Source organism: Pseudomonas sp. zbq_18 (genome assembly GCF_043102245.1).
In the GTDB taxonomy this organism is placed as follows: Bacteria; Pseudomonadota; Gammaproteobacteria; order Pseudomonadales; family Pseudomonadaceae; genus Aquipseudomonas.
In genome coordinates, this window is record NZ_JBICIT010000022.1 from 276300 (window position 1) to 303043 (window position 26744).

The window sequence follows — 26744 nt, forward strand, 5'->3', positions numbered from 1 at the left end:
CGGTCACTCATCAACAGTGGGCAAAGAAAAACGGGCCATTGGCCCGTTTTTTCATTCCACCCTCGGCTTATTCCACTGTGACACTTTTGGCTAGGTTGCGCGGCTGGTCTACATCCGTCCCCTTGAGCACGGCCACGTAGTAGGACAGCAGCTGCAGCGGCACGGTGTAGAGGATCGGCGCCAGCACGTCGTGGATGTGCGGCATGTTGATCACCTGTGTGCCTTCGCCGTTGCTCATACCGGCTGCTTCGTCAGCGAAGACAATCAGTTCGCCGCCGCGGGCGCGGACTTCCTGCAGGTTGGACTTGAGCTTTTCCAGCAGCTCGTTGTTCGGCGCCACGGTGACTACCGGCATGTCGGCGTCGACCAGGGCCAGTGGGCCGTGCTTGAGCTCGCCGGCCGGGTAGGCTTCGGCGTGGATGTAGGAGATTTCCTTGAGCTTGAGCGCACCCTCCATGGCTACCGGGAACTGGGCGCCACGGCCGAGGAACAGGGTGTGGTGCTTCTCGGCGAACAGTTCGGCGACCTTCTCCACGGTCTTGTCCATGGCCAGCGCTTCGCCCAGGCGAGTCGGCAGGCGGCGCAGTTCTTCCACCAGCTCGGCGGCGACGCAGGCCTGCAGAGTGCCACGTACCTGGCCGAGGGCCAGGGTCAGCAGCAGCAGGGAAACCAGCTGGGTGGTGAAAGCCTTGGTCGAGGCCACGCCGATTTCCGGGCCGGCCTGGGTCAGCAGGCAGAGGTCGGACTCGCGCACCAGGGAGCTGGTGCCGACGTTGCAGATGGTCAGGCTGGCCAGATAGCCGGATTGCTTGGCATTACGCAGGGCGGCCAGGGTGTCGGCGGTTTCGCCGGACTGGGAGATGGTGACGAACAGGCTGTCCGGCTGCACGGCGACCTTGCGGTAGCGGAACTCGCTGGCGACTTCGATCTGGCAGGGAATGCCGGTCAGCGCCTCCAGCCAGTATCGGGCGACCATGCCGGCGTGGTAGCTGGTGCCGCAGGCGACGATCTGCACATTGCGCACCTTGGCGAACAGCTCGGCGGCCTGCGGGCCGAAGGCCTGGACCAGCACATGATCGCTGCCCAAGCGGCCTTCCAGGGTGCGCTGCACGACCTTGGGCTGCTCGTGGATCTCCTTGAGCATGAAGTGGCGGTACTCGCCTTTGTCGGCAGCCTCGGCACCCTCGTGGTACTGCACCGCTTCGCGCTGTACGGCCTGTCCGGCGACGTCCCAGATCTGCAGGCTGTCGCGGCGAATTTCGGCGATATCGCCCTCTTCCAGATAGACGAAGCGGTCGGTGACTTGGCGCAGCGCGAGCTGGTCGGAGGCGAGGAAGTTCTCGCCGAGGCCCAGGCCGATCACCAGCGGGCTGCCGCTGCGGGCGGCGAGGATGCGATCCGGCTGCTTGGCGCTGATCACGGCCAGGCCATAGGCGCCGTGCAACTCGGGAATGGCGGCCTTGAGCGCGGCGGTGAGGTCGCCGAGCTGCTGCAGCTTGTGCTGCAGCAGGTGGACGATGGTCTCGGTGTCGGTGTCGGAGGTGAAAACGTAGCCCAGGCCCTTGAGACGCTCGCGCAGTTCCTCGTGGTTCTCGATGATGCCGTTGTGCACCACGGCCAATTCTTCACCGGAGAAGTGCGGATGGGCGTTGCGCTCACTCGGTGCGCCGTGGGTGGCCCAGCGGGTGTGGGCGATGCCCAGGTGACCGGTCAGCGGCTCGTCGGTCAGGGCCTGCTCCAGTTCGGCGACCTTGCCCACGCGGCGACGGCGCTGCAGTTCGCCGGTCTGGGTAAAGACCGCCACGCCGGCACTGTCATAGCCGCGGTATTCCAGGCGCTTGAGGCCTTCGACCAGGATCGGGGTGATGTTGCGTTCGGCGACGGCGCCAACGATGCCACACATGGCTGCTCTCCTTTAGGGCTGTGCGCTGGCGAGGATCAGCTGAACCCCGCGCGCACGTATCTGCTCGGCCACCTGGGCATCCAGGCGGTCGTCGGTAATCAGGGTATGGACGCTGCTCCAGGGCAGCTCCAGGTTGGGGATGCGGCGGCCGACCTTGTCGCTCTCGACCATGACGATGACCTCGCGGGCCACTTCGGCCATGACCCGGGACAGGCCCAGCAGCTCGTTGAAGGTGGTGGTGCCACGCTCCAGGTCGATGCCGTCGGCGCCGATGAACAGCTGGTCGAAATCGTAGGAGCGCAGGACTTGCTCGGCCACCTGGCCCTGGAACGACTCCGAGTGCGGGTCCCAGGTGCCGCCGGTCATCAGCAGCACCGGTTCGTGCTCGATGTCGCGCAGGGCATTGGCCACGTTCAGCGAGTTGGTCATCACCACCAGGCCGGGCTTGTAGCCGAGCTGCGGGATCATCGCCGCCGTGGTGCTGCCGCTGTCGATGATGATCCGCGCATGTTCGCGGATCAGCCCGACCGCCGTGCGGGCGATGGCCTGTTTGATGGGGGAAACGGGTTGTGCCGGTTCGCCAATCAGCTCCTGCGGCATGGGCACGGCGCCGCCGTAGCGACGCAGCAGCAGGCCGTTTCTCTCCAGTTCGGCCAGGTCCTTTCGAATCGTAACTTCCGACGTGGCGAAATGCTGCGCCAGGGCATCCACGGCCACTTCGCCCTGCTCGTTGAGCAAGGCGAGTATGGCGCGGCGACGCTGGGGAGTGTTGCGCTTCGACATTTAAGTTTCGATTCGAAAGATAAGTGCGCGAATCAAAACCTAACGAAAGCGTCAGGTCAAGCGCCAGACAGACGAAAGGCGGCTTTCGCCGCCTTCCTTTGATCCGCGATGGTTATCGCTACGCCAACCCATCCTAAGTCCAAGCCTTATTTCGGTGCTTTCTGCGGGCGTTTCCAGCCCTCGATATTGCGCTGCTTGGCGCGGCCCACGGCCAATGTGGCGGCCGGCACGTCCTGGGTCACGGTGGAGCCGGCGCCGGTAGTGGCGCCGTTGCCCAAGGTCACGGGGGCGACGATGGAGCTATTGGAACCGATGAACACGTCCTCGCCCATCACCGTGCGGTGCTTGTTGGCACCGTCGTAGTTGCAGGTAATGGTGCCGGCACCGATGTTGCTCCGCGCGCCGATCTCGGCGTCGCCCAGATAGCTCAGGTGACCAGCCTTGGCACCCTCGCCCAGTACCGCGTTCTTCAGCTCGACGAAGTTACCGACATGCGCCTTGGCACCCAGCTTGGCGCCGGGGCGCAGACGGGCGAACGGACCGCAGTCGGCGCCTTCGCCCAGCTCTGCACCTTCCAGATGGCTATTGGCCTTGACGATGGCGCCCTTACGCAGAGTGCTGTTCTTGATCACGCAATTGGGGCCGATCTGCACGCCATCCTCGATCTGCACCTTGCCTTCGAGGATCACGTTCACGTCGATCAGCACGTCGCGACCTACGCTGACCTCGCCGCGCAAATCGAAACGGGCCGGATCGAGCAGGGTTACGCCCTGGGCCATCAGGCCACGGGCGGCGCGCAGCTGGTAGTAACGCTCCAGCTGGGCCAGTTGGATACGGTCGTTGGCACCCAGCACTTCTATTTCGTCCTGCGCGGTTTCGGTGGCGACGAGCAGGCCGTCAGCCACTGCCATGGCAATCACGTCCGTCAGGTAGTACTCGCCCTGGGCATTGCTGTTGGACAGCCGACCCAGCCAATCACCGAGACGCTTTCCCGGCACGGCGAGGATGCCGGTGTTGCCTTCACGAATGGCGCGCTGCGCGTCGCTGGCATCCTTGTGCTCGACGATCGCCTGCACCACGCCGTTGGCGTCACGCAGGATGCGGCCATAGCCGGTCGGATCCGCCAGGTTCACGGTTAGCAGGCCGAGTTGAGCGTCGCTGGCCTGTGCCAGCAAGCCCTGCAGGGTTTCGACGCGAGTCAGCGGCACATCGCCATAGAGGATAAGCACCTTGTCCGCCTCGATGTGCGGCAGCGCCTGGGCCACGGCATGGCCGGTGCCCAGTTGCTCGGCTTGCAGGACGAAGTCGACGTCATCCGCCGCCAGGCGCTCACGCACCAACTCGGCACCATGGCCGATCACCACGTGAATCTTGCGCGGTGCAAGCTGGCGCGCGGTGTCGATGACATGAGCGAGCATGGGTTTGCCAGCGACCGGATGCAGCACCTTGGGCAGGGACGAACGCATACGGGTGCCCTGGCCGGCGGCGAGGATGACGATATCGAGGGACATGCTGAAGATCCTGAGCAGGCACAGGTGGATAAGCACCTGTGGATAAAAACGGCAGAAAAGAAAAAGGGTAGCCAAGGCTACCCTTTCTCCCAACGCTGTTGAAGCAGGTGGCTTAGCCGCCGAACTTCTTGCGCAGCTGCTGGACGGTACGCAGCTGGGCTGCGACTTCGGCCAGGTGAGCGGAGGCGGAACCGTAGTTGAACTCCGCGCCCTTCTCGTTCAGAGCCTTCTCGGCGGCCTTGAGAGCCTCCTGAGCAGCCGCTTCGTCGATGTCACCAGCGCGAAGTACGGTGTCGGCCAGAACCTTCACCATGTTCGGCTGGACTTCGAGGAAGCCGCCGGAGATGTAGAACACCTCGGACTCACCACCTTGCTTGACCAGGCGGATCGGACCCGGCTTGAGATCGGTGATCAGCGGGGCGTGGCCCGGAGCGATACCAAGATCACCCAGGTTGCCGTGCGCAATCACCATCTCGACCAGACCGGAGAAGATTTCCGCTTCTGCGCTGACGATGTCGCAATGGACTGTCATAGCCATATCGAGCCTCACATGAGCGCCCGTTGCCGGGCGCACAAGGGATTACAGTTTCTTGGCTTTCTCGATTGCTTCGTCGATGCTGCCAACCATGTAGAACGCCTGCTCCGGCAGGTGATCGTAGTCACCTTTCAGAATACCGCTGAAACCAGCGATGGTGTCCTTCAGGGAAACGTACTTGCCTGGCGAGCCGGTGAAGACTTCGGCCACGAAGAACGGCTGCGACAGGAAGCGCTGGATCTTACGAGCGCGGGCTACCAGTTGCTTGTCGTCTTCCGACAGTTCGTCCATGCCGAGGATCGCGATGATGTCCTTCAGCTCTTTGTAGCGCTGCAGAACATACTGAACGCCACGAGCGGTGTCGTAGTGCTCCTGGCCGATCACGTTCGGGTCCAGCTGACGGCTGGTGGAGTCCAGCGGGTCAACGGCCGGGTAGATACCCAGGGAAGCGATGTCACGCGACAGTACGACGGTAGCGTCCAAGTGGGCGAAGGTGGTCGCCGGGCTCGGGTCGGTCAGGTCGTCCGCAGGTACGTATACGGCCTGTACCGAGGTAATGGAGCCGTTCTTGGTGGAGGTAATACGCTCCTGCAGAACACCCATCTCTTCGGCCAGAGTCGGCTGGTAACCTACTGCGGAAGGCATACGGCCCAGCAGTGCGGATACTTCGGTACCGGCGAGGGTGTAACGGTAGATGTTGTCGACGAACAGCAGAACGTCACGACCTTCGTCACGGAACTTCTCGGCCATGGTCAGGCCGGTCAGCGCCACGCGCAGACGGTTGCCTGGCGGCTCGTTCATCTGACCGTAGACCAGGGCTACCTTGTCGAGAACGTTGGAATCCTTCATCTCGTGGTAGAAGTCGTTACCCTCACGAGTACGCTCACCCACACCAGCGAACACGGAGTAACCGCTGTGTTCCATGGCGATGTTACGGATCAGTTCCATCATGTTCACGGTCTTGCCGACACCGGCACCACCGAACAGACCGACCTTACCACCCTTGGCGAACGGGCAAACCAGGTCGATTACCTTGATGCCGGTTTCCAGCAGGTCGTTGCCGCCAGCTTGCTCAGCGTAGGACGGCGCAGCGCGGTGGATTTCCCACTGCTCTTCTTCGCCAATCGGGCCAGCTTCGTCAATCGGGTTACCCAGTACGTCCATGATCCGGCCCAGAGTCGCTTTACCGACCGGTACGGAGATGGCCTTGTGGGTACGGGTGATTTCCAGGCCACGCTTCAGACCTTCGGTCGAGCCCATGGCGATGGAACGAACCACGCCGTCGCCCAGCTGCTGCTGAACTTCCAGGGTGGTTTCGGCGCCAACTACTTTCAGCGCTTCATAAACACTCGGCACTTGATCACGCGGGAATTCCACGTCGATAACGGCGCCGATGATTTGAACGATACGTCCGCTACTCATCTTTGGTTCCTCTGAATATTTGAACCGTTCTTAAACCGCGGCAGCGCCGCCGACGATTTCCGAAATTTCCTGGGTGATCGCTGCCTGACGCGCCTTGTTGTAAATCAGCTGCAGGTCTTTGATCAGCTCGCCAGCGTTGTCGGTGGCGTTCTTCATCGCGATCATCCGCGCCGCTTGTTCAGCAGCGTTGTTCTCGACCACCGCCTGGTACACCTGCGATTCCACGTAGCGCACCATCAGACCATCGAGGATCTGCTTGGCGTCGGGTTCGTACAGGTAGTCCCAGTGATGCTTGAGACCTTCATCCGGAGTCGCCACCAGCGGAACCAGCTGCTCCACTGTCGGCTTTTGCGTCATGGTATTGATGAACTTGTTCGAGACCACGGACAGACGATCGATGCGACCTTCGAGGTAAGCATCGAGCATGACCTTGACGGAACCGATCAGATCGTTGATCGAGGGTTCTTCGCCCAGGTGGCTGATCGCAGCAACAACATTGCCACCAAAGTTGCGGAAGAACGCCGCCCCCTTGCTGCCAATCACGCAGAGATCGATCTCCACGCCTTGCTCGCGATTGCTCGCCATGTCCTTGACCAGAGCCTTGAACAGGTTGGTATTCAGACCACCACACAGACCACGGTCGGAGCTCACCACCACGTAACCGACACGCTTCACTTCACGTTCGATCATGAACGGGTGACGGTATTCCGGGTTGGCGTTGGCCAGATGACCAATCACCTGGCGGATACGCTCCGCGTAAGGGCGGCTGGCAGCCATGCGCATTTGAGCTCTGCGCATTTTGCTGACCGCCACTTTTTCCATGGCGCTGGTGATCTTCTGCGTGCTTTTGATGCTCGCAATCTTGCTGCGAATCTCTTTTGCGCCTGCCATGTAACACCTATCAGGTTAGCAAGCGGGGACCTCACGGCCCCCACTGCGGCTTACCAGGTTTGGGTGGCCTTGAACTTCTCGATACCGGCTTTCAGCTGGCCATCGATGTCGTCATTGAAGTCGCCCTTCTCGTTGATCTTCGCCATCAGAGCGGCGTTCTCACGGTTGAAGTAGGCGATCAGGGCCTGCTCGAAGCTGATGATCTTGGCGACTTCGACGTCCACCAGGAAGCCACGCTCAGCGGCGTACAGCGACAGAGCCATGTCGGCGATCGACATCGGCGCGTACTGCTTCTGCTTCATCAGCTCGGTTACACGCTGACCATGCTCAAGCTGCTTGCGGGTGGCTTCGTCCAGGTCAGAAGCGAACTGGGCGAAAGCCGCCAGTTCACGGTACTGAGCCAGAGCGGTACGGATACCACCGGAGAGCTTCTTGATGATCTTGGTCTGTGCAGCACCACCCACGCGGGATACCGAGATACCGGCGTTGACGGCCGGACGGATACCCGAGTTGAACATGGCCGATTCCAGGAAGATCTGACCGTCGGTGATGGAAATCACGTTGGTCGGAACGAACGCGGAAACGTCGCCAGCCTGGGTTTCGATGATCGGCAGAGCGGTCAGGGAACCGGTCTTGCCAGTCACGGCGCCATTGGTGAACTTCTCGACGTACTCTTCGGAAACGCGGGAAGCGCGCTCCAGCAGACGGCTGTGGAGATAGAACACGTCGCCCGGGTAGGCTTCGCGGCCCGGCGGACGGCGCAGCAGCAGGGAGATCTGGCGGTAGGCAACAGCCTGCTTGGACAGGTCGTCGTACACGATCAGGGCGTCTTCACCGCGGTCGCGGAAGTATTCGCCCATGGTGCAACCGGCGTACGGAGCCAGGAACTGCAGAGCAGCCGACTCGGAAGCGCTAGCGGCTACCACGATGGTGTTGGCCAGGGCGCCAGCTTCTTCCAGCTTGCGCACTACGTTGGCGATGGTCGATTGCTTCTGACCGATGGCGACGTAGACGCAGCGGATGCCGCTGTTCTTCTGGTTGATGATGGCGTCGACGGCCAGAGCAGTCTTACCGATCTGACGGTCACCGATGATCAGCTCGCGCTGGCCACGGCCTACCGGGATCATGGCGTCAACCGACTTGTAACCGGTCTGTACCGGCTGGTCGACCGACTTACGCCAGATCACGCCCGGTGCAACTTTCTCGACAGCGTCGGTGGCCTGAGCATTGATCGGGCCTTTGCCGTCGATCGGGTTACCCAGTGCGTCGACCACGCGACCCAGCAGTTCCGGACCAACCGGGACTTCCAGGATGCGGCCAGTGCACTTGGCGCTCATGCCTTCGGCGAGGCTGGTGTATGCACCCAGCACAACGGCACCCACGGAGTCTTGCTCCAGGTTCAGCGCCATACCGTAGACACCACCCGGGAACTCGATCATTTCGCCGTACATAACGTCGGCCAGACCGTAGATACGCACGATACCGTCGGAAACGGATACCACAGTACCTTCGTTGCGGGCTTGGGAAGAGACGTCGAGTTTCTCGATACGTCCCTTGATGATTTCACTAATTTCGGAAGGATTGAGTTGCTGCATTGCTCTGCTGCCCCTTCAAACTCAAGATTTCAACGCTTCGGCCAGCTTCGCGATTTTGCCGCGAACCGAGCCATCGATAACCAGGTCGCCTGCGCGGATAACCACACCACCGATGAGGGCGGCGTCTTCCGTCACATGCAGACGCACGTCTCGGCTGAGCCGTGCGTTGAGAACCTTGGCGAGTTTGTCTTGCTGTTCTGTGCTCAATGCAAAGGCACTGGTCACTTCCACGTCCACCGACTTTTCCTGCTCGGCCTTATACAGCTCAAACAGGGCGGCGATTTCCGGCAACAGGTCGAGACGACCGTTTTCGGCTACCACGGAAATGAAGTTACGTGCCTGGGCGTCGAACTTGTCACCACACACTTCGTTGAAAGTGGTGGCCTTGTCTGTACTCGTCAAACGCGGGGCCTTGAGCACGCGCTGCACAGTGTCGTCTTGCGACACCGCGGCAGCCAGGCCGAGCATGGCTGACCAAGCGGCCAGCTGCTGGTGGGCCTGAGCGTGCTCGAAGGCCGCCTTGGCGTAAGGTCGGGCCAGCGTGGTCAGTTCTGCCATGATCGCCCTCGCTTAGATTTCGGCAGCCAGTTTGTTAACCAGCTCCGCATGCGCGTTTTGATCGATGGATGCACCCAGGATCTTCTCTGCACCGCCAACGGCCAGGGCACCCACTTGGGCACGCAGGGCGTCTTTGACGCTGTTCAGTTCCTGTTCGATCTCGGCCTGAGCCTGAGCCTTCACACGGTCAGCCTCGACACGAGCCTGATCACGGGCTTCGTCGACGATCTGAGTGCCGCGCTTTTTGGCCTGCTCGATGATCTCGGCAGCCTGGGCCTTGGCTTCACGCAGTTGCTGAGCAACTTTCTCGTGGGCCAGTTCCAGATCGCGAGCCGCGCGGTTGGCGGCGTCCAGACCATCGGCGATCTTCTTCTGACGTTCACGCAGAGCTGTAATGACCGGAGGCCATACGAACTTCATGCAGAACATCACGAAAATGAAGAACGCAACGGCCTGGCCAATCAGGGTTGCATTAATGTTCACGCCAACACCTCGCTGTTCGTTGTTTCGTCACACCAATCACTCGTGAACGAGTGATTAGCCGGCGATCTGACCAACGAAGGGGTTCGCGAAGGTGAAGAACAGAGCGATACCCACACCGATCATGGTCACGGCGTCCAGCAGACCGGCGACGATGAACATTTTGACCTGCAGCATCGGAACCATTTCCGGCTGACGAGCAGCGCCTTCCAGGAACTTGCCGCCCAGCAGACCGAAGCCAATGGCAGTACCCAGAGCGCCCAGGCCGATCAGCAGGGCAACAGCAATCGCGGTGAGACCAACTACAGTTTCCATTTTTCCTCCCGACTTTTACGTCGTATTGGTTTAGGTTGAAGCGATAAAGCGGTTTTCGTTTACCTAAAGCGGCGGATGCCGCTTAGTGGTTGTCTTCGTGGGCCATCGACAGGTAGACGATGGTCAGCATCATGAAGATGAAGGCCTGCAGGGTGATGATCAGGATGTGGAACACGGCCCACGCCCAGTTCAACGCAACGCCCAGAGTGCTCAGCAGGAACAGGCCGCTGCCGAACATCACGGCGATCAGGATAAAGATCAGTTCGCCGGCATACATGTTGCCGAACAGACGCAGAGCCAGAGAAATCGGCTTGGCGATCAGGGTGACGAACTCAAGCAGGAAGTTGACCGGGATCAGCAGGATCTGCACGAAGATGTTGCTGCTGCTGAACGGGTGCAGGGTCAGCTCGCCGAGGAAGCCACCGATACCCTTGACCTTGATGCTGTAGAACACGATCAGGGCGAACACGGACAGGGCCAGGCCCAGGGTGGCGTTCGGGTCGGTGGTCGGCACGACACGGAAGAACAGGTGGTCGTTACCGGCGATCTTGGCCGCCAGGACCGGCAGGAAGTCCACCGGCACCAGGTCCATCAGGTTCATCAGGAAGATCCAGACGAAGATGGTCAGGGCCAGCGGAGCGATCAGCGGGTTACGCCCGTGGAAGGTGTCCTTGACGCTACCGTCGACAAACTCGACCAGCACTTCGACGAAGTTCTGCAGACCACCCGGTTGACCGCTAGTGGCACGCTTGGCGGCCATGCGGAACAGCAGGATGAACACCAGGCCGAGGAAGACCGACCAGCCCAGGGTATCAACGTGGAAGGCCCAGAAGCCCATTTCCTTTGCTTCTTGCGCGGTGTGGGCGAAGCCCCAGTCGCCATTCGGCAGCTGACCGAAGGTCAGGTTCTGCAGGTGGTGCTGGATGTAGCCCGAAGCGGTTTGTTCTGCCATGTTTGCCTCAAACGCTCTAAGGTCTCGAAAGTCTTGTTCTCATCAGCAGTGGAGCGAACCAGCCGACGCTGAGCGCCAGCACGAAGACACCGAACAGAGCCGGTGCCGCCAGTGGTTTCACCACTACAAACGCCAGTGCAAACAGCACCGCCGTCAGAATCAATTTGCCCGCTTCGCCGGTGTAAAACGACCGAACGATATTCTGGGCAGCCCGCGCGCCGCTATAACGGAACGCCTTGTGGGCGAAATACAGATTGGGCAGCCAGGCAATCAGCCCCCCACAGAGTCCCGAGTAGCCATTCACTGCGTCGCGCCAGCCATACAGGGCGGCAGCGGCCAGCAGAATGACGACCAGCTGGGCCAGCAGTACCGGAAAGACCGGCAGACGATGGAAGGGCAGGCGGTTTGGCGTGCGGGCGTCCATCTCTTGCTGTTCCTCTGAGTCGGCACGTTAAATCAACAACTTGGCATGCTTTGTGCCGACAAAATGCGCGCAGAGTATAGGGGGGGTTCCCCCCCTGTTCAACAGGCCGGTAGTGAATTCCGACCGCCCGCTACATGTGCAAATGTGTCCGGATTTAGCGGATATGGGCAAGCACGCCCTGTAGCTCGTCCAGGGAACTGTATCGAATGACCAGCTGTCCCTTACCTTTCTGCCCGTGCTTGATCTGCACGGGAGCCCCTAGCTTCTCGGCTAGACGCTGTTCCAGGCGATTGATGTCCGGATCGACCTTGGCCTTCTCGACCGTTTTTTCCTTGCTGTTCAGCCACTGACGCACCAGCGCCTCGGTTTGGCGCACGGTGAGGCCGCGTGCGACAACATGTCGCGCGCCTTCAACCTGCTGCTCCAGCGGTAGACCGAGCAGGGCGCGGGCATGGCCCATCTCCAGATCGCCATGCGACAGCAGGGTCTTGATCTCATCCGGCAGCGCGATCAGGCGTAGCAGGTTGGTGATGGTCACCCGCGACTTGCCGACGGCATCGGCAACTTGCTGCTGGGTCAGCTCGAACTCTTGCTGCAGCCGCTGCAGGGCCACGGCTTCCTCGATGGGGTTGAGGTCTTCGCGCTGGATGTTCTCGATCAGCGCCATGGCGATGGCGGCCTCGTCCGGCACTTCGCGAACCATGGCCGGAATCTTGTCCAGACCCGCCTGCTGGCTGGCACGCCAGCGCCGCTCGCCGGCGATGATCTCGAAGCGACCGCCGCCGATGGGACGCACGACTATGGGCTGCATCACGCCCTGGGCCTTGATCGAGCTGGCCAGCTCTTCAAGCGCCGCCGGATCCATGTCACGGCGCGGCTGGTACTTGCCACGCTGGATCAGGTCCAGCGGCAAGTGTTGTAACTCGCGAGTGTCGACCTTGACGGCTTCTTCTTCCAGGGTGGCGGCGGTGCTACCGCCGAGCAGAGCGTCCAGGCCGCGGCCGAGTCCTCGTTTCTTGGTGGCCATGGGATTCCTTATGCGGTTGCGGTTTTCGCGGCGGCGCGCTGACGGCGCACCAACTCGCCGGCCAGGGCCAGGTAGGCGATGGCGCCGCGCGATTGCTTATCGTAGGCCAGCGCCGGCATGCCGAAGCTGGGTGCCTCGGCCAGACGTACGTTGCGCGGAATGACGACGTCATAGAGCTGATCACCGAAATGCTCCTTGAGCTGGGCGCTGACGTCGTTGGTCAGGCTGATGCGCGGGTCGTACATGGTGCGCAGCAGGCCTTCGATCTTCAGGCTCGGGTTGAGCAACGAGCCGATACGCTGAATGCTGTTCATCAGGTCGCTCAGACCTTCCAGTGCGTAGTACTCGCACTGCATGGGGATGATCACGCCATCGGCGGCGACCAGGGCGTTGATGGTCAGCATGGACAGTGCCGGCGGACAGTCGATGAGGATGTAGTCGTAGTTCTCGCGGATCGGCGCCAGGGCATAACGCAGGCGACTCTCCTTCATCTTCATTTCCAGCAAGGTGACTTCGGCGGCAGTCAAATCGCGGTTGGCCGGCAGCAACTGATAGCCGCCGTGTTCGGAGAACTGCATGGCCTCGCCAACGCTACTCTCGCCCACCAGCACGTCGTAGATCGAGTGCTCCAGCGCATGCTTATCCACACCACTGCCCATGGTGGCGTTGCCCTGTGGATCGAGGTCGATCAGCAGCACGCGGCGCTTGGTCGCCACCAGCGAGGCGGCCAGATTGATGCAGGTCGTGGTCTTGCCCACTCCGCCTTTCTGGTTGGCGATCGCGAATACCTTGGCCATCTTCTGCTTCCCCCTAGACCGAGCGACGCAGTATCAACAGATGGCGCTGACCTTGGCAACCGGGAACCTTGAGCACATCACAGCTTTGCAGACGGAAGTCCGTTGGCAGCGCCTGCAGTTCGTCGTCCGGCTGCACACCCTTCATCGCCAGCCAGTGGGTGGCTTCATCGCCGAGGTGGCGCGTCCAGTTGGTGAAATCTTCCAGCGAGCTGAACGCACGCGAGCAGATCCCCGTGAACGGCTGCGCGGGACGGAACTCTTCAACCCGACTGTGGATAACGTCCAGGTTGGCCAGCTTGAGCTCCAACTTCACCTGGGTAAGGAAGCGGGTCTTCTTGCCGTTGGAGTCGAGCAGGGTGAAGCGTCGCTCGGGAAACAGGATGGCCAGGGGAATGCCGGGCATGCCGCCACCACTGCCGACGTCGAGCCAATTGTCGCCGTACTGGGCCACGAAGGGGACCACGGACAGGCTGTCGAGCAGGTGACGCGAGACCATCTCGTCCGGGTTACGCACGGCGGTGAGGTTGTAGGCCTTGTTCCACTTGATCAGCAGGGCCAGGTAGGCCAGCAGCTGTTCGTGCTGTTGGGCTGTCAGTGCAATGCCCAGCACTTGAGCGCCCAGCGCGAGTTCATCGGCATGGCGCTGGGTAACGAGAGACATCAGGCGCTGATCTCCAGGGTCTGGCCGGCATTGCGTTTCTTCAGGTGAATCAGCAACAGGGAAATGGCTGCCGGGGTCACGCCCGGAATACGCCCGGCCTGGCCGAGCGTCTCGGGGCGGGTCTTGCCCAGCTTGCCCTGGATTTCCTTGGACAGGCCGGAAATGCTGGCGTAGTCGATATCGGCCGGCAGGCGAGTGTCTTCGCTGGCGCGCAGACGGGCGATCTCTTCCTGCTGGCGGTCGATGTAACCGGCGTACTTGGTCTTGATCTCCACCTGTTCGGCGACCTGAGCATCCACGGTTGGGGCTTCAGTCACTTCGGCCAGCCCGGCATAGTCGATTTCAGGGCGTGCCAGCAGGTTGAGCAGGTTGTACTCGTGAGCCAGCGGTGTGCCGAAACGCGCAGCGATGGCATCGCCCTGCGGTGTGCCCGGGCGCACCCAGGTACTCTTCAGGCGCTGTTCTTCCTGCACGATGCCTTCGCGCTTGGCCTCGAAGGCGGCCCAACGGCTGTCGTCGATCAGGCCCAGCTCGCGCCCCTTCTCGGTCAGGCGCAGGTCGGCGTTGTCCTCGCGCAGGATCAGCCGGTACTCGGCGCGCGAGGTGAACATGCGGTAGGGCTCCTGGGTGCCCAGGGTGATCAGGTCGTCGACCAGCACCCCGATATAGGCCTCGTCGCGACGCGGGCACCAGGCTTCTTTGCCCTGGGCGCGCAACGCGGCGTTGGCACCGGCCAACAGGCCCTGGGCGCCGGCCTCTTCGTAGCCGGTGGTGCCGTTGATCTGGCCGGCAAAGAACAGGCCGCCGATGACCTTGGTTTCCAGGCTGTACTTGAGGTCGCGCGGGTCGAAGTAGTCGTACTCGATGGCGTAGCCGGGACGCACGATGTGGGCGTTCTCCATGCCGCGTATCGAACGCACGATCTGCAGCTGCACGTCGAACGGCAGCGAGGTGGAGATGCCATTGGGATACAGCTCGTGGGTCGTGAGTCCCTCGGGCTCGATGAATACCTGGTGGCTGTCCTTGTCGGCGAAGCGATGGATCTTGTCTTCGATCGACGGGCAGTAGCGCGGGCCGATGCCCTCGATGACACCGGAGTACATCGGCGAGCGATCCAGGTTGCTGGCGATGATCTCGTGGGTGCGCGCATTGGTGTGGGTCATCCAGCAGCTGATCTGCTTGGGATGCATGGCCTGGTTGCCGAGGAAGGACATCACCGGGGTGGGAGTGTCGCCAGGCTGCTCGGTCATCACCGAGAAATCCACAGAACGACCATCGATACGCGGCGGCGTACCGGTCTTCAGGCGGCCAACGCGCAGCGGCAGCTCGCGCAGACGCTTGGCCAGGGCGTTTGAGGGCGGATCACCCGCACGGCCACCGGAGTAGTTCTGCAAGCCGATGTGGATAAGTCCGCCGAGGAAGGTACCGGTGGTCAGCACCACGTTGTCGGCCATGAAGCGCAGCCCCATCTGGGTAACTACACCCTTGACCTGATCCTGCTCGACAATCAGGTCGTCGGCCGATTGCTGGAATATCCACAGGTTGGCCTGGTTCTCCAGGATTACGCGCACGGCGGCCTTGTACAACACGCGATCAGCCTGCGCGCGGGTGGCGCGGACGGCCGGGCCTTTGCGGCTGTTGAGTACACGGAACTGGATGCCACCCTTGTCGGTAGCCAGGGCCATGGCGCCGCCGAGAGCGTCAATCTCTTTAACCAGGTGGCTCTTGCCGATACCGCCGATGGCCGGGTTACAGCTCATCTGGCCGAGGGTTTCCACATTGTGGGTCAGCAGCAGGGTCTTCACGCCCATGCGTGCAGCTGCCAATGCAGCCTCGGTACCGGCATGGCCGCCGCCGATCACGATCACGTCAAAACGGGAAGGGAAATCCACCACGCACCTCGTGCCTGTAGAGAAGGGAGAAATAGGAAGGGGCGCAAGTATAGGGACTTAGGCAGAGTGAATGAAGCCTTCTGCACAAAAAATAGCCAGTTGATAGGGCTTAAGGTTCATAAAGAATAAAAAGAAGAAATTTTATAAAGCCTTATTTTTATGTTTATGAATAGGGAAGCCACATTCTGTGGATAGATCTCTATAAGCCAGTGAGTGCAAGGCTTTCAGCCAATGATAAGGTTGTGCCTTTCCTGGCATTTTCCACTGGGAAAGCTGCGTGACAGCTGTGGATGAAAGATCAGGTTATGCACATGCCGATTTATCGTTAGCTTTTCCACCCACTTATCGACGGGGCTTAGGGCGGGTTTTCCACAGGCTTTAGGCGGGCTTGGGACAAGCCCCGATGGCCTATTTACCGATGCAGAAGCTGGAAAAGATACGACCGAGCAGATCGTCCGAGCTGAATGCGCCGGTGATTTCGCCGAGATGGTGCTGGGCTTGACGCAGGTCTTCGGCCAGCAACTCGCCGGCGCCCATCAGGGTTAGTTGATTGCGACCATGCTCAAGGCTGGCCTGGGCCTGACGCAGTGCTTCCAGGTGACGGCGGCGCGCGCTGAAGCCACTTTCGGCGGTCTGCTCGAAGCCCATGCAGGCCTTGAGGTGTTCGCGCAGCAGCTCAAGACCTTCGGACGATTTGGCGGATAGGGTGAGGGTGACATGGCCATCATCGCAGGTTTCCAGGCCGACATTTTCTTGCGACAGGTCGGCCTTGTTGCGAATCAGGGTGACCCGCGCCGGATCAGGTTTTTCGTCGAGGAACTCCGGCCACAGGGCGAAGGGATCTGCAGCCTCCGGTGCGGTGGAGTCGACCACCAGCAGCACCCTGTCGGCCTCGCCGATGGCCTTGAGCGCACGCTCCACGCCGATACGTTCGACCTGATCTTCGGTGTCGCGCAGGCCGGCGGTGTCCACCACGTGCAGGGGCATTCCGTCGATGTGGATATGTTCGCGCAGCACGTCGCGGGTGGTGCCAGCGATATCGGTGACGATAGCCGCTTCGCGTCCGGCCAGGGCATTGAGTAGGCTGGACTTTCCGGCATTGGGCCGGCCTGCAATCACCACGTTCATACCCTCACGCAACAGGGCACCTTGACCAGCCTCGCGCAGCACTGTGGATAAGTACTCGCGTACCGCGTCGAGTTGACTCAGTACATGGCCGTCGGCGAGGAAGTCGATCTCTTCCTCGGGAAAGTCAATGGCCGCTTCGACGTAGATGCGCAGCTGGATCAGCCGCTCGGTGAGTTCATGCACCCGTCGGGAGAACTCGCCCTGCAGCGAGCGCAGGGCGTTGCGCGCGGCCTGCGCCGAGCTGGCCTCGATCAGGTCGGCAATGGCCTCGGCCTGGGCCAGATCGAGTTTGTCGTTGAGGAAGGCGCGTTCGCTGAATTCACCGGGGCGGGCCTGGCGTGCTCCAAGGGACAGGCAGCGCTGCAGCAGCATGTCGAGCACCACAGGGCCGCCGTGGCCCTGCAGCTCCAGCACGTCCTCGCCGGTGAAGGAGTTGGGGCCGGGGAAGAACAGTAGCAGGCCCTGATCGATCACATCGCCGTCGTCGTCGTGCCAGGGGCCGTAATGGGCGTGGCGCGGTTTGGGCTCCAGTCCGGCCAGGGTGATGGCGATGGCCCGTGCCCGAGGCCCGGACACGCGAACGATACCAACCCCTCCGCGGCCCTGGGCGGTGGCGACTGCGGCTATGGTTTCGCGGGCGGTGGTCATGGTCGGGCTCTCGGCTGTGGGTATCTTGCGGATAGCAAAACGCCCCACGAGGGGGCGTCTTGTGTAGCTTAGCGGGTTCAGGCTTTCGCCGTGGCCGCCTCGATCTTGCGGGTAATGTACCACTGCTGGGCGATGGATAGGACGTTGTTGACCACCCAGTACAGCACCAGGCCCGCGGGGAACCAGAGGAAGAAGAAGGTGAAGATGATCGGCATCAGCTTCATCACCTTGGCCTGCATGGGGTCCGGCGGGGTCGGGTTGAGCTGCTGCTGGATGAACATGGTGGCGCCCATGATGATCGGCAGCAGGAAGAACGGATCCTTGATCGACAGGTCGGTGATCCAGCCCAGCCAAGGCGCCTGACGCATCTCGACACTTTCCAGCAGCACCCAGTAGAGGGCCAGGAATACCGGCATCTGAACCAGGATTGGCAGGCAGCCACCCAGCGGGTTGATCTTCTCCTTCTTGTACAGCTCCATCATCGCCTGGGACATCTTCTGGCGATCATCGCCGTGCTGTTCTTTCAGCGCCTGCAGCTTGGGCGATACGGCACGCATGCGCGCCATCGACTTGTAGCTGGCGGCCGACAGCGGGAAGAAGGCCAGTTTGATGATGATGGTCAGTACGATGATCGACCAGCCCCAGTTGCCGAGCAGGCTGTGGATATGTTCAAGCAGCCAGAAGATCGGCTGGGCGATGAACCACAGCACACCGTAGTCGACGGTCAGTTCCAGGCCAGGAGACAGTTCCTTGAGATGGTTCTGGATCTTCGGACCGGCGTACAGGGTGGCACCGGTTTCCAGGCTGGCGCCGTTGGCTACGCTCAGCTGCGGACCGGTGAAGCCGATGATGTAGTTGCCCTGGCCGTCCTTGCGGGTCTGCACGGTGTTGTTGCTGTCCTTGGACGGCACCCAGGCGGTGACGAAGTAATGTTGCAGCCAGGCCACCCAGCCGCCCTGCACGGTTTCGCGCAGGCTCTTCTCGTCCATGTCGCCCATGCTGACCTTTTTGTAAGGCTCTTCGGCGGTCCACATCGCAGCGCCCAGGTAGGTGGCGGTGCCGGTGGCGGTGGTAGAAGAGGGATCGCCGCTGGCGTCACGCTTCAGCTGGGCGTAGAAGTTGCCGTTCCATACCTGGCCGCTCTGGTTGTCGATCTTGTAATCGACGTTCAGATCGTACTGGCCACGCTCCAAACTGAAGCGCTTGACGTAGTTGACGCCCCCCTCGCTGTAGGTCAGCTCGACCACCAGCTGATCCTGGCCGTCGGCCAGTTCGTAGCTGCGCTTGTCGCTGTTCCACAGGGCACGGCCGCTGGACTTGTCCGGTGCGTTGCTGCCGATCAGGCCGCTCTGCGCCAGGTAGGTGCGTTCGCCACCGTTGTCGAACAGCTGGAACGGCACGTCCGGGCGATCCTGGCGACGCGGATACTGCGGCAGGGTCAGCTGAACGATGTCGCCGCCCTTGGGATCGATAGCCAGTTCGAGCACATCGGTCTTCACCCGGATCAGCTCATCGCTGACCGCAGTAGAGGCGGCCAGCTGCGGAGTGGCTTCGCCACTAGCGGTCGGCACGTCACTCGCGCTAGTGCTGCTGCTCGGCGTGTCCGGCAGGTTTGCGGTCTGTTGGCCGCCAACGGTGGCTGTGGCGTTGGCCGGCAACGCGGCCTGGCCGTAGTCCTCGTTCCACTGCAGAACCATCAGGTAGGACACGATGGCCAGAGCGACGAGCAGGATCGAGCGTTGGATATCCATGGATTACTCGGTCAGCGAAGGGGAGGAAGAAAGCGGTGGAACCGGGTCGTAACCACCGGGGTTCCAGGGATGGCAGCGGCTCAGACGGCGAATGCCGAGCCAGCCGCCACGCAGCACACCATGCGTTTCGATGGCTTGCTGGGTGTAGCAGGAACAGCTGGGGTAGAAACGGCAGTGATTGGCCATCAAGGGGCTGATGGCATAGCGGTAGAACTGGATCGGAAGGATGGCCAGTTTACGCATGAGGGCTTTCGCTTACCCCGGGAGGAGAGGCTTCAGCCCGCTGCTTAGCCAAGCGTTTCCAGAGTTTGCCAAACTGCTGATGCAGCTCAGCGTTTTCCAGATCGCCAAGCCCCTTGCGGGCTACCACGACAATGTCCAGTCCACCGAGCAAGGTCTGGTTGAGCCGGAATGAGTCCCGGATCAGACGTTTCAGACGATTGCGTTCGACGGAGAGCTTGACGCTTTTCTTGCCGATCACCAGCCCGAGGCGGGGGTGATCCAGTTCGTTGGCGCGTGCAAGAAGCAGGACGTTCTTGCCGGGGGCCTTGCCGCTAGGTGAGTCGAAGACGGATTTGAATTGCCGGGGAGTCAGCAGACGCTTGTCCCGGCCGAAGCCTTGACTCACCACCCGTTCCGGCTATTAGACGGTCAGACGCTTGCGGCCCTTGGCGCGACGACGCGACAGGACGGCGCGGCCGTTCTTGGTAGCCATGCGAGCGCGGAAACCATGGGTGCGAGCGCGCTTGAGGGTGCTGGGTTGGAAAGTGCGTTTCATGGTGATTTACCTGGGTGGTCCATACGGGCCGGAATGGCCCCCGTTTAAAGAGACCGGCGATTCTAGTGAAACCGAGCTCCAAGGTCAATTTCCAACCAGCATTGGATTGAGAAAGAAGATAAATGGAAAGAAATTCTTTAAGAGCTTGAAGTGATAACTGCTCTTAGGAGAGGCGTTGCCTGTGGACAAGGTCATCCAGGCTCCGTGATTGCTAGCCTTTAGCGCGGTATAAGTATGTCGGTAAGGCGTTAGGCTCTTGTGCGGCTCTGGTGAGTTTCCTGTGGGAGGATTGAGTCTTTACCCACAGTGCCTACTTTTAGACAGCTTCTCCTAGGGGCTTTGCAGTGGGCCGCGTTACCTTTATCCACAGACTTTTGCGTTAACCGATCTCGCCGCGAAAACAGAAATAAATCATTGATTTTGCTTGGCTGAAATTCCCTATTCGTGTGGATAACTCGTGCTGGCATGGCTACAATGCAGGCTGTTTTTTGCATCGCCACCGTAGCGATTTCAGGGGATATACGTGTCCGTAGAACTTTGGCAGCAGTGTGTGGAGCTGCTTCGCGACGAGTTGCCTGCGCAACAATTCAATACCTGGATCCGCCCCTTGCAGGTGGAATCTTCCGGCGACGAGCTGCGCGTTTATGCGCCCAACCGCTTCGTGCTCGACTGGGTCAACGAAAAGTACATGATGCGCTTGCTGGAGCTGCTGGCCGAGAGAGCGAATGGCCTAGCCCCGGCGCTGTCGTTACTGATCGGCAGCAAGCGTAGTCCGGCACCGCGCATGGCTGCACCTGCCCCTTCTATTAATGGTGTTCCTGCTTCCACACCTACATTGGTCGAGGCACCATCCCGCGAACCAGTGACTGCGCCCCCGGCACCGCGTCCGACTGAGCGTACGGTCCAGGTGGAGGGGGCGCTCAAGCACACCAGTTATCTGAACCGTACCTTTACCTTCGAAAACTTCGTCGAGGGTAAGTCCAACCAAATGGCCAGGGCTGCAGCCTGGCAGGTCGCGGACAATCTCAAGCACGGTTACAACCCGCTGTTCCTTTACGGTGGTGTTGGCCTAGGCAAGACTCACCTGATGCATGCGGTGGGCAACCACCTGCTGAAGAAGAACCCCAACGCCAAGGTGGTTTACCTGCATTCCGAGCGCTTCGTCGCCGACATGGTCAAGGCACTGCAACTCAATGCCATCAACGAGTTCAAGCGCTTCTACCGTTCGGTGGATGCGCTACTGATCGACGACATCCAGTTCTTCGCCAAGAAGGAACGTTCCCAGGAAGAATTCTTCCACACCTTCAATGCTCTGCTCGAGGGTGGTCAGCAGGTGATTCTCACCAGCGATCGCTACCCGAAGGAGATCGAGGGCTTGGAAGAGCGTCTGAAGTCGCGTTTCGGCTGGGGCCTGACGGTCGCCGTGGAGCCGCCTGAACTGGAAACCCGCGTCGCAATTCTGATGAAGAAGGCTGAGCAGACCAAGGTGGACCTTCCGCATGATGCTGCGTTCTTCATCGCCCAGCGTATCCGCTCTAATGTGCGCGAACTGGAAGGCGCCCTCAAAAGGGTGATTGCCCATTCGCACTTCACCAATCAGCCGATCAGTATCGAGCTGATTCGTGAGTCGCTGAAGGATCTGTTGGCGCTGCAGGACAAGCTGGTCAGCGTGGACAATATTCAGCGCACGGTGGCCGAGTACTACAAGATCAAGATATCCGACCTGCTTTCCAAGCGACGTTCTCGCTCTGTCGCCAGACCGCGCCAAGTCGCTATGGCGCTATCGAAGGAATTGACCAACCATAGCCTGCCGGAAATCGGCGATGCATTTGGCGGAAGAGACCACACCACAGTGCTGCACGCCTGTCGTAAGATTGCTGAACTGCGGGAATCCGACGCGGATATCCGCGAGGACTACAAGAACCTGCTGCGCACCCTGACCACCTGATCGCAGCCCACAAGGCAAGGGATGAGACCATGCATTTCACTATTCAACGCGAAGCCCTGTTGAAACCCCTGCAACTGGTCGCCGGCGTCGTCGAACGTCGCCAGACCTTGCCGGTTTTGTCGAATGTGTTGCTGGTGGTCGAAGGCCAGCAGCTCTCGCTCACCGGTACCGACCTGGAGGTCGAGCTGGTTGGTCGTGTGGCGCTGGAAGACAGTGCCGAACCGGGTGAAATCACGGTTCCTGCACGCAAGCTGATGGATATCTGCAAAAGCCTGCCGAGTGATGCGCTGATCGACATTCGCCTTGATGAGCAGAAGCTGGTGGTTAAAGCCGGACGCAGTCGCTTCACACTGTCGACTCTGCCGGCCAACGACTTCCCTACCGTGGAAGAAGGTCCGGGGTCGCTGACCTTCACCCTGGTGCAGAGCAAGTTGCGCCGCTTGATCGACCGCACCAGTTTCGCCATGGCTCAGCAAGACGTGCGTTACTACCTCAACGGCATGTTGCTGGAAGTTCAGACGGGTGTTCTGCGTGCTGTGGCGACTGACGGTCACCGCCTGGCCATGTGTGCCATGCAGGCGAGCATCGAGCAGAACGAGAAGCATCAGGTCATCGTGCCGCGTAAGGGCATTCTGGAGCTGGCGCGTCTGTTGACTGAGCAGGATGGTGAGGTCGCGATCGTTCTGGGCCAGAACCACATTCGTGCGACCACTGGTGAGTTCACCTTCACCTCCAAACTGGTCGACGGCAAGTTCCCCGATTACGAGCGCGTGTTGCCGCGTGGTGGCGACAAGCTGGTTGTGGGCGATCGTCAGGCCCTGCGTGAGGCGTTTAGCCGCACCGCGATTCTGTCCAATGAAAAATACCGTGGTATTCGCCTGCAGCTGGCCGCGGGCCTGCTGAAGATTCAGGCTAACAACCCGGAACAGGAAGAGGCCGAAGAAGAAGTAGTCGTTGACTACAATGGCGGCTCCCTGGAAATCGGCTTCAACGTCAGCTATCTGCTGGATGTCCTGGGTGTCATGACCACTGAGCAGGTTCGTTTGATTCTCTCTGACTCCAACAGCAGTGCTCTGGTCCAGGAAGCCGACAACGACGACTCTTCTTATGTCGTCATGCCGATGCGCCTGTAATCACTGAATGTCCCTTTCCCGCGTCACCGTCACCGCGGTGCGAAATTTGCGCCCGGTGACGATCTCTCCTTCTCCTCGCATCAATATCCTTCACGGCGCCAACGGCAGCGGAAAAACCAGCCTGCTCGAAGCCATTCATTTGCTTGGGCTTGCTCGCTCGTTTCGTAGCAACAAGCTGCAACCGATGATCCAGCATGAGCAGCCAGCTTGCACGGTCTTCGGTCAGATTGAGCAGCAAAACGGAATCTCCAACAGTTTGGGGATTTCCCGTGACCGTCAAGGTGAGCTGCAAATTCGTATCGACGGACAGAATGCGCGCAGTGCTGCGCAGCTGGCAGAGTTACTTCCACTGCAGGTTATCAATCCGGATAGCTTTCGCCTGCTTGAAGGGGCGCCTAAGGTGCGGCGGCAGTTTCTCGACTGGGGAGTGTTCCACGTGGAACAACGCTTCCTACCGGCCTGGCAGCGCCTGCAGAAGGCCCTGCGGCAGCGGAACTCGTGGCTGCGGCATGGTACACTCGACGCCGCGTCGCAGGCGGCTTGGGATCGTGAGTTATGTCTCGCCAGCGACGAGTTAGACAGTTACCGAAGAGCTTATATCCAGGCTCTGAAACCGGTTTTCGAGCAGGTTTTGCGCGAGCTTGTGGAACTGGATGGGCTGACCCTGAGCTACTACCGCGGTTGGGACAAGGATAGACCCTTGAGCGAAGTCCTGGCTTCTACCCTCCCCCGTGATCAGCAGTTGGGACATACCCAGGCTGGGCCGCAGCGAGCCGATTTGCGGTTGCGCCTTGGTGCGCATAATGCCGCAGAGATTCTCTCACGTGGTCAGCAGAAACTAGTGGTCTGTGCCTTGCGCATTGCCCAGGGGCATCTGCTGAACCAGGCCAAACATGGCCAGTGTATTTATCTAGTGGACGACTTGCCGTCGGAGCTGGATGAGCAACATCGACAGGCCCTGTGCCGGCTGCTGGACGATTTGCAGTGTCAGGTGTTCATCACCTGTGTCGACCATGAATATTTGAAGGATGGCTGGCGCACGGACACGCCGGTCGCCATGTTCCACGTGGAACATGGAGTGATCACCGCATCGGGAGTGAACCCATGAGCGACGAAAACAAAACATACGACTCTTCGAGTATCAAGGTACTCAAAGGTCTGGATGCCGTACGCAAGCGCCCGGGCATGTATATCGGTGATACCGATGACGGTACCGGTCTGCACCACATGGTGTTCGAAGTGGTGGACAACTCCATCGACGAGGCGCTCGCCGGTTATTGCTCCGACATCAGCATCACCATTCATCCTGATGAGTCCATCACTGTGCGCGATAACGGTCGCGGCATTCCGGTGGACATGCACAAGGAGGAAGGTGTATCCGCTGCCGAGGTCATCATGACCGTGCTGCACGCCGGCGGTAAGTTCGACGACAACAGCTATAAGGTGTCCGGCGGTCTGCACGGCGTAGGTGTTTCCGTGGTGAACGCCCTGTCCAAAGAGCTGATCCTGACCATTCGCCGCAGCGGCAAGGTCTGGGAACAAACCTACGTACATGGCGTGCCCCAGGCGCCGCTGGCGGCGGTGGGTGACAGTGAAGGCACTGGTACGCAGATTCACTTCAAGCCGTCCGACGATACCTTCAAGAATATTCACTTCAGTTGGGACATCCTGGCCAAGCGTCTGCGCGAGCTGTCCTTCCTCAACTCCGGTGTTGGCATCCTGCTCAAGGATGAACGCAGCGGCAAGGAAGAGCTGTTCAAGTACGAGGGGGGCCTCAAGGCCTTCGTCGAGTACCTGAATACCAATAAGACCATCGTCAACCAGGTGTTCCACTTCAACATCCAGCGTGAGGAAGACGGCGTAGGCGTGGAAGTGGCGTTGCAGTGGAACGACAGCTTCAACGAGAACATCCTTTGCTTCACCAACAACATCCCGCAGCGTGACGGTGGTACCCACCTGGCCGGCTTCCGCTCCGCCCTCACCCGCCATCTGAACAACTACATCGAACAGGAAGGCCTGGCGAAGAAGTTCAAGATCGCCACCACCGGTGACGATGCCCGAGAAGGCCTGACCGCGATCATCTCGGTCAAGGTGCCGGACCCCAAGTTCAGCTCGCAGACCAAGGACAAGCTGGTATCGAGCGAGGTAAAGACCGCGGTCGAGCAGGAAATGGGCAAGTACTTCGCCGACTTCCTGCTGGAAAACCCCAACGAGGCCAAGGCCGTGGTCGGCAAGATGCTCGACGCTGCCCGCGCCCGTGAAGCCGCCCGCAAGGCGCGCGAGATGACCCGCCGTAAAGGCGCCCTGGATATCGCCGGTCTGCCCGGCAAGCTGGCCGACTGCCAGGAAAAAGACCCGGCGCTGTCTGAACTCTACATAGTGGAGGGTGACTCCGCGGGCGGCTCTGCCAAGCAGGGCCGTAACCGCAAGACCCAGGCGATCCTGCCGCTCAAGGGCAAGATCCTCAACGTCGAGAAGGCGCGCTTCGACAAGATGCTTTCCTCACAGGAGGTTGGCACCCTGATCACTGCCCTCGGCTGTGGTATCGGTCGCGAGGAGTACAACATCGACAAGCTGCGTTACCACAACATCATCATCATGACCGATGCCGACGTTGACGGTTCGCACATCCGTACCCTGCTGCTGACCTTCTTCTTCCGTCAGTTGCCGGAGCTGGTCGAGCGTGGCTACATCTATATCGCCCAGCCGCCGCTGTACAAGGTGAAGAAAGGCAAGCAGGAGCAGTACATCAAGGACGACGAGGCCATGGACGAATACATGACCCAGTCGGCCCTGGAAGATGCCAGCCTGCACGTCAACGAGAACGCGCCTGGTCTGTCCGGCGAGGCGCTGGAGAAGCTGGTCAACGACTACCGCAGCGTGATGAAAACCCTGGATCGCCTGTCGCGGGTCTATCCGAAGGACATCACCGAGCACTTCGTCTACCTGCCGAGTGTCTCTCTCGACCAGATGGCTGACCAGGCTGCCATGCAAACCTGGCTGGAGAGCTTCCAGGCTCGTCTGAAAGCTGCAGAGAAATCCGGTCAGACTTATAGCGCTAGCCTGCGTGAGGATCGTGAGCGTCACCTGTGGCTGCCGGAGGTCGAGATCACGGCCCATGGCTTGTCCAACTACATCACCTTCAATCGCGACTTCTTCGCCAGCAATGACTACAAGTCGGTGACGACTCTGGGTAATCAGCTCAACAGCCTGCTGGAAGAGGGTGCATACGTGCAGCGCGGTGAGCGCAAGAAAGCGGTCAGCACCTTCAAGGATGCCTTGGGCTGGCTGATGACCGAGAGCACCAAGCGCCACAGCATCCAGCGCTATAAGGGACTCGGCGAGATGAACCCCGAACAGCTGTGGGAAACGACCATGGACCCCAGTGTGCGCCGCATGCTCAAGGTCACCATCGAAGACGCCATCGCAGCCGATCAGATCTTCAATACCTTGATGGGTGATGCTGTGGAGCCGCGCCGCGACTTCATCGAGTCCAACGCCCTGGCGGTGTCGAACCTGGACTTCTAAGGCCTACCTGCATGGCTGACAAATCATCTGTCAGTCATATGGTGTAGATAAAAGCCCCTGCTGATGTGAGTCAGCTGGGGCTTT

At 60.5% G+C, this 26744-nt stretch carries 25 protein-coding genes; 4 read left to right on the forward strand and 21 right to left on the reverse strand.

What is annotated here, in order from left to right; all coding sequences use genetic code 11:
- Window positions 1–67: 67 nt before the first annotated feature.
- From glmS to rpmH, 21 genes are all read right to left on the reverse strand, one after another.
- Complete coding sequence (glmS, locus tag ACF8C6_RS17890) at window positions 68–1903, reverse strand: glutamine--fructose-6-phosphate transaminase (isomerizing) (protein ID WP_392500516.1); 1836 nt, start codon at window positions 1901–1903, stop codon at window positions 68–70.
- A 12-nt stretch (window positions 1904–1915) separates the two neighbouring features.
- A complete protein-coding gene (locus tag ACF8C6_RS17895) occupies window positions 1916–2686 on the reverse strand; it encodes a DeoR/GlpR family DNA-binding transcription regulator (RefSeq protein ID WP_392500517.1) in 771 nt (256 codons plus the stop codon).
- A gap of 146 nt (window positions 2687–2832) precedes the next feature.
- Complete coding sequence (glmU, locus tag ACF8C6_RS17900) at window positions 2833–4197, reverse strand: bifunctional UDP-N-acetylglucosamine diphosphorylase/glucosamine-1-phosphate N-acetyltransferase GlmU (protein ID WP_392500518.1); 1365 nt, start codon at window positions 4195–4197, stop codon at window positions 2833–2835.
- A gap of 112 nt (window positions 4198–4309) precedes the next feature.
- The gene (locus tag ACF8C6_RS17905; RefSeq protein WP_277691506.1) at window positions 4310–4735 is read right to left on the reverse strand and encodes a F0F1 ATP synthase subunit epsilon; all 426 of its coding nucleotides are present in this window, start codon (window positions 4733–4735) and stop codon (window positions 4310–4312) included.
- A gap of 42 nt (window positions 4736–4777) precedes the next feature.
- On the reverse strand, window positions 4778–6154 hold the full coding sequence (gene atpD, locus ACF8C6_RS17910) for a F0F1 ATP synthase subunit beta (RefSeq protein WP_277691505.1): 1377 nt from the start codon (window positions 6152–6154) through the stop codon (window positions 4778–4780).
- Window positions 6155–6184: 30 nt separating this feature from the next.
- Window positions 6185–7045 (reverse strand): F0F1 ATP synthase subunit gamma, encoded by an 861-nt coding sequence (atpG, locus tag ACF8C6_RS17915; protein ID WP_392500519.1) that lies wholly within the window; start codon window positions 7043–7045, stop codon window positions 6185–6187.
- A 50-nt stretch (window positions 7046–7095) separates the two neighbouring features.
- Entirely contained in the window at window positions 7096–8640 is a 1545-nt protein-coding gene (atpA, locus tag ACF8C6_RS17920; RefSeq protein ID WP_277691503.1) for a F0F1 ATP synthase subunit alpha, read from the reverse strand.
- A 21-nt stretch (window positions 8641–8661) separates the two neighbouring features.
- The gene (locus ACF8C6_RS17925; protein ID WP_277691502.1) at window positions 8662–9198 is read right to left on the reverse strand and encodes a F0F1 ATP synthase subunit delta; all 537 of its coding nucleotides are present in this window, start codon (window positions 9196–9198) and stop codon (window positions 8662–8664) included.
- Window positions 9199–9210: 12 nt separating this feature from the next.
- Complete coding sequence (locus tag ACF8C6_RS17930; RefSeq protein WP_277691501.1) at window positions 9211–9681, reverse strand: F0F1 ATP synthase subunit B; 471 nt, start codon at window positions 9679–9681, stop codon at window positions 9211–9213.
- Window positions 9682–9735: 54 nt separating this feature from the next.
- Window positions 9736–9993 (reverse strand): F0F1 ATP synthase subunit C, encoded by a 258-nt coding sequence (atpE, locus tag ACF8C6_RS17935; RefSeq protein WP_003097235.1) that lies wholly within the window; start codon window positions 9991–9993, stop codon window positions 9736–9738.
- An 82-nt stretch (window positions 9994–10075) separates the two neighbouring features.
- Entirely contained in the window at window positions 10076–10945 is an 870-nt protein-coding gene (gene atpB, locus ACF8C6_RS17940) for a F0F1 ATP synthase subunit A (RefSeq protein WP_392500520.1), read from the reverse strand.
- Window positions 10946–10961: 16 nt separating this feature from the next.
- Window positions 10962–11369, reverse strand: a complete 408-nt coding sequence (locus ACF8C6_RS17945) for a F0F1 ATP synthase subunit I (protein WP_392500521.1) — start codon at window positions 11367–11369, stop codon at window positions 10962–10964.
- Between the two features lie 154 nt (window positions 11370–11523).
- Window positions 11524–12396 carry a ParB/RepB/Spo0J family partition protein gene (locus ACF8C6_RS17950; RefSeq protein WP_392500522.1) on the reverse strand — a complete coding sequence of 291 codons (873 nt, stop codon included), beginning with the start codon at window positions 12394–12396 and terminating at the stop codon, window positions 11524–11526.
- A gap of 8 nt (window positions 12397–12404) precedes the next feature.
- Entirely contained in the window at window positions 12405–13193 is a 789-nt protein-coding gene (locus tag ACF8C6_RS17955; RefSeq protein ID WP_277691496.1) for a ParA family protein, read from the reverse strand.
- A 13-nt stretch (window positions 13194–13206) separates the two neighbouring features.
- Window positions 13207–13854, reverse strand: a complete 648-nt coding sequence (gene rsmG / locus ACF8C6_RS17960; protein WP_392500523.1) for a 16S rRNA (guanine(527)-N(7))-methyltransferase RsmG — start codon at window positions 13852–13854, stop codon at window positions 13207–13209.
- On the reverse strand, window positions 13854–15746 hold the full coding sequence (gene mnmG / locus ACF8C6_RS17965; protein WP_392500524.1) for a tRNA uridine-5-carboxymethylaminomethyl(34) synthesis enzyme MnmG: 1893 nt from the start codon (window positions 15744–15746) through the stop codon (window positions 13854–13856). Before mnmG ends, rsmG begins: the two co-directional genes overlap by 1 nt.
- 408 nt (window positions 15747–16154) lie before the next feature.
- Window positions 16155–17522 (reverse strand): tRNA uridine-5-carboxymethylaminomethyl(34) synthesis GTPase MnmE, encoded by a 1368-nt coding sequence (gene mnmE, locus ACF8C6_RS17970; RefSeq protein ID WP_392500525.1) that lies wholly within the window; start codon window positions 17520–17522, stop codon window positions 16155–16157.
- Window positions 17523–17599: 77 nt separating this feature from the next.
- Window positions 17600–19273, reverse strand: coding sequence for a membrane protein insertase YidC (gene yidC, locus ACF8C6_RS17975; RefSeq protein ID WP_392500526.1), 1674 nt, complete (start codon window positions 19271–19273; stop codon window positions 17600–17602).
- 3 nt (window positions 19274–19276) lie between these two features.
- Window positions 19277–19516, reverse strand: coding sequence for a membrane protein insertion efficiency factor YidD (gene yidD / locus ACF8C6_RS17980; RefSeq protein WP_392500527.1), 240 nt, complete (start codon window positions 19514–19516; stop codon window positions 19277–19279).
- Complete coding sequence (rnpA, locus tag ACF8C6_RS17985) at window positions 19509–19904, reverse strand: ribonuclease P protein component (RefSeq protein ID WP_392500528.1); 396 nt, start codon at window positions 19902–19904, stop codon at window positions 19509–19511. The genes yidD and rnpA overlap by 8 nt, the downstream gene beginning before the upstream one ends.
- A gap of 12 nt (window positions 19905–19916) precedes the next feature.
- Window positions 19917–20051, reverse strand: coding sequence for a 50S ribosomal protein L34 (rpmH, locus tag ACF8C6_RS17990; protein ID WP_137973924.1), 135 nt, complete (start codon window positions 20049–20051; stop codon window positions 19917–19919).
- A gap of 523 nt (window positions 20052–20574) precedes the next feature.
- Between rpmH and dnaA the strand changes: the two genes are divergently transcribed.
- Genes dnaA through gyrB form a run of 4 tightly spaced genes read left to right on the forward strand, consistent with a single transcriptional unit; the run spans window position 20575 to window position 26660 of the window.
- On the forward strand, window positions 20575–21999 hold the full coding sequence (gene dnaA, locus ACF8C6_RS17995; protein ID WP_392500529.1) for a chromosomal replication initiator protein DnaA: 1425 nt from the start codon (window positions 20575–20577) through the stop codon (window positions 21997–21999).
- 29 nt (window positions 22000–22028) lie between these two features.
- Window positions 22029–23132, forward strand: a complete 1104-nt coding sequence (gene dnaN / locus ACF8C6_RS18000) for a DNA polymerase III subunit beta (protein ID WP_277691486.1) — start codon at window positions 22029–22031, stop codon at window positions 23130–23132.
- 7 nt (window positions 23133–23139) lie between these two features.
- Entirely contained in the window at window positions 23140–24240 is a 1101-nt protein-coding gene (gene recF, locus ACF8C6_RS18005; RefSeq protein WP_392500530.1) for a DNA replication/repair protein RecF, read from the forward strand.
- Window positions 24237–26660 carry a DNA topoisomerase (ATP-hydrolyzing) subunit B gene (gene gyrB, locus ACF8C6_RS18010; RefSeq protein ID WP_392500531.1) on the forward strand — a complete coding sequence of 808 codons (2424 nt, stop codon included), beginning with the start codon at window positions 24237–24239 and terminating at the stop codon, window positions 26658–26660. Before recF ends, gyrB begins: the two co-directional genes overlap by 4 nt.
- Window positions 26661–26744: the final 84 nt, after the last annotated feature.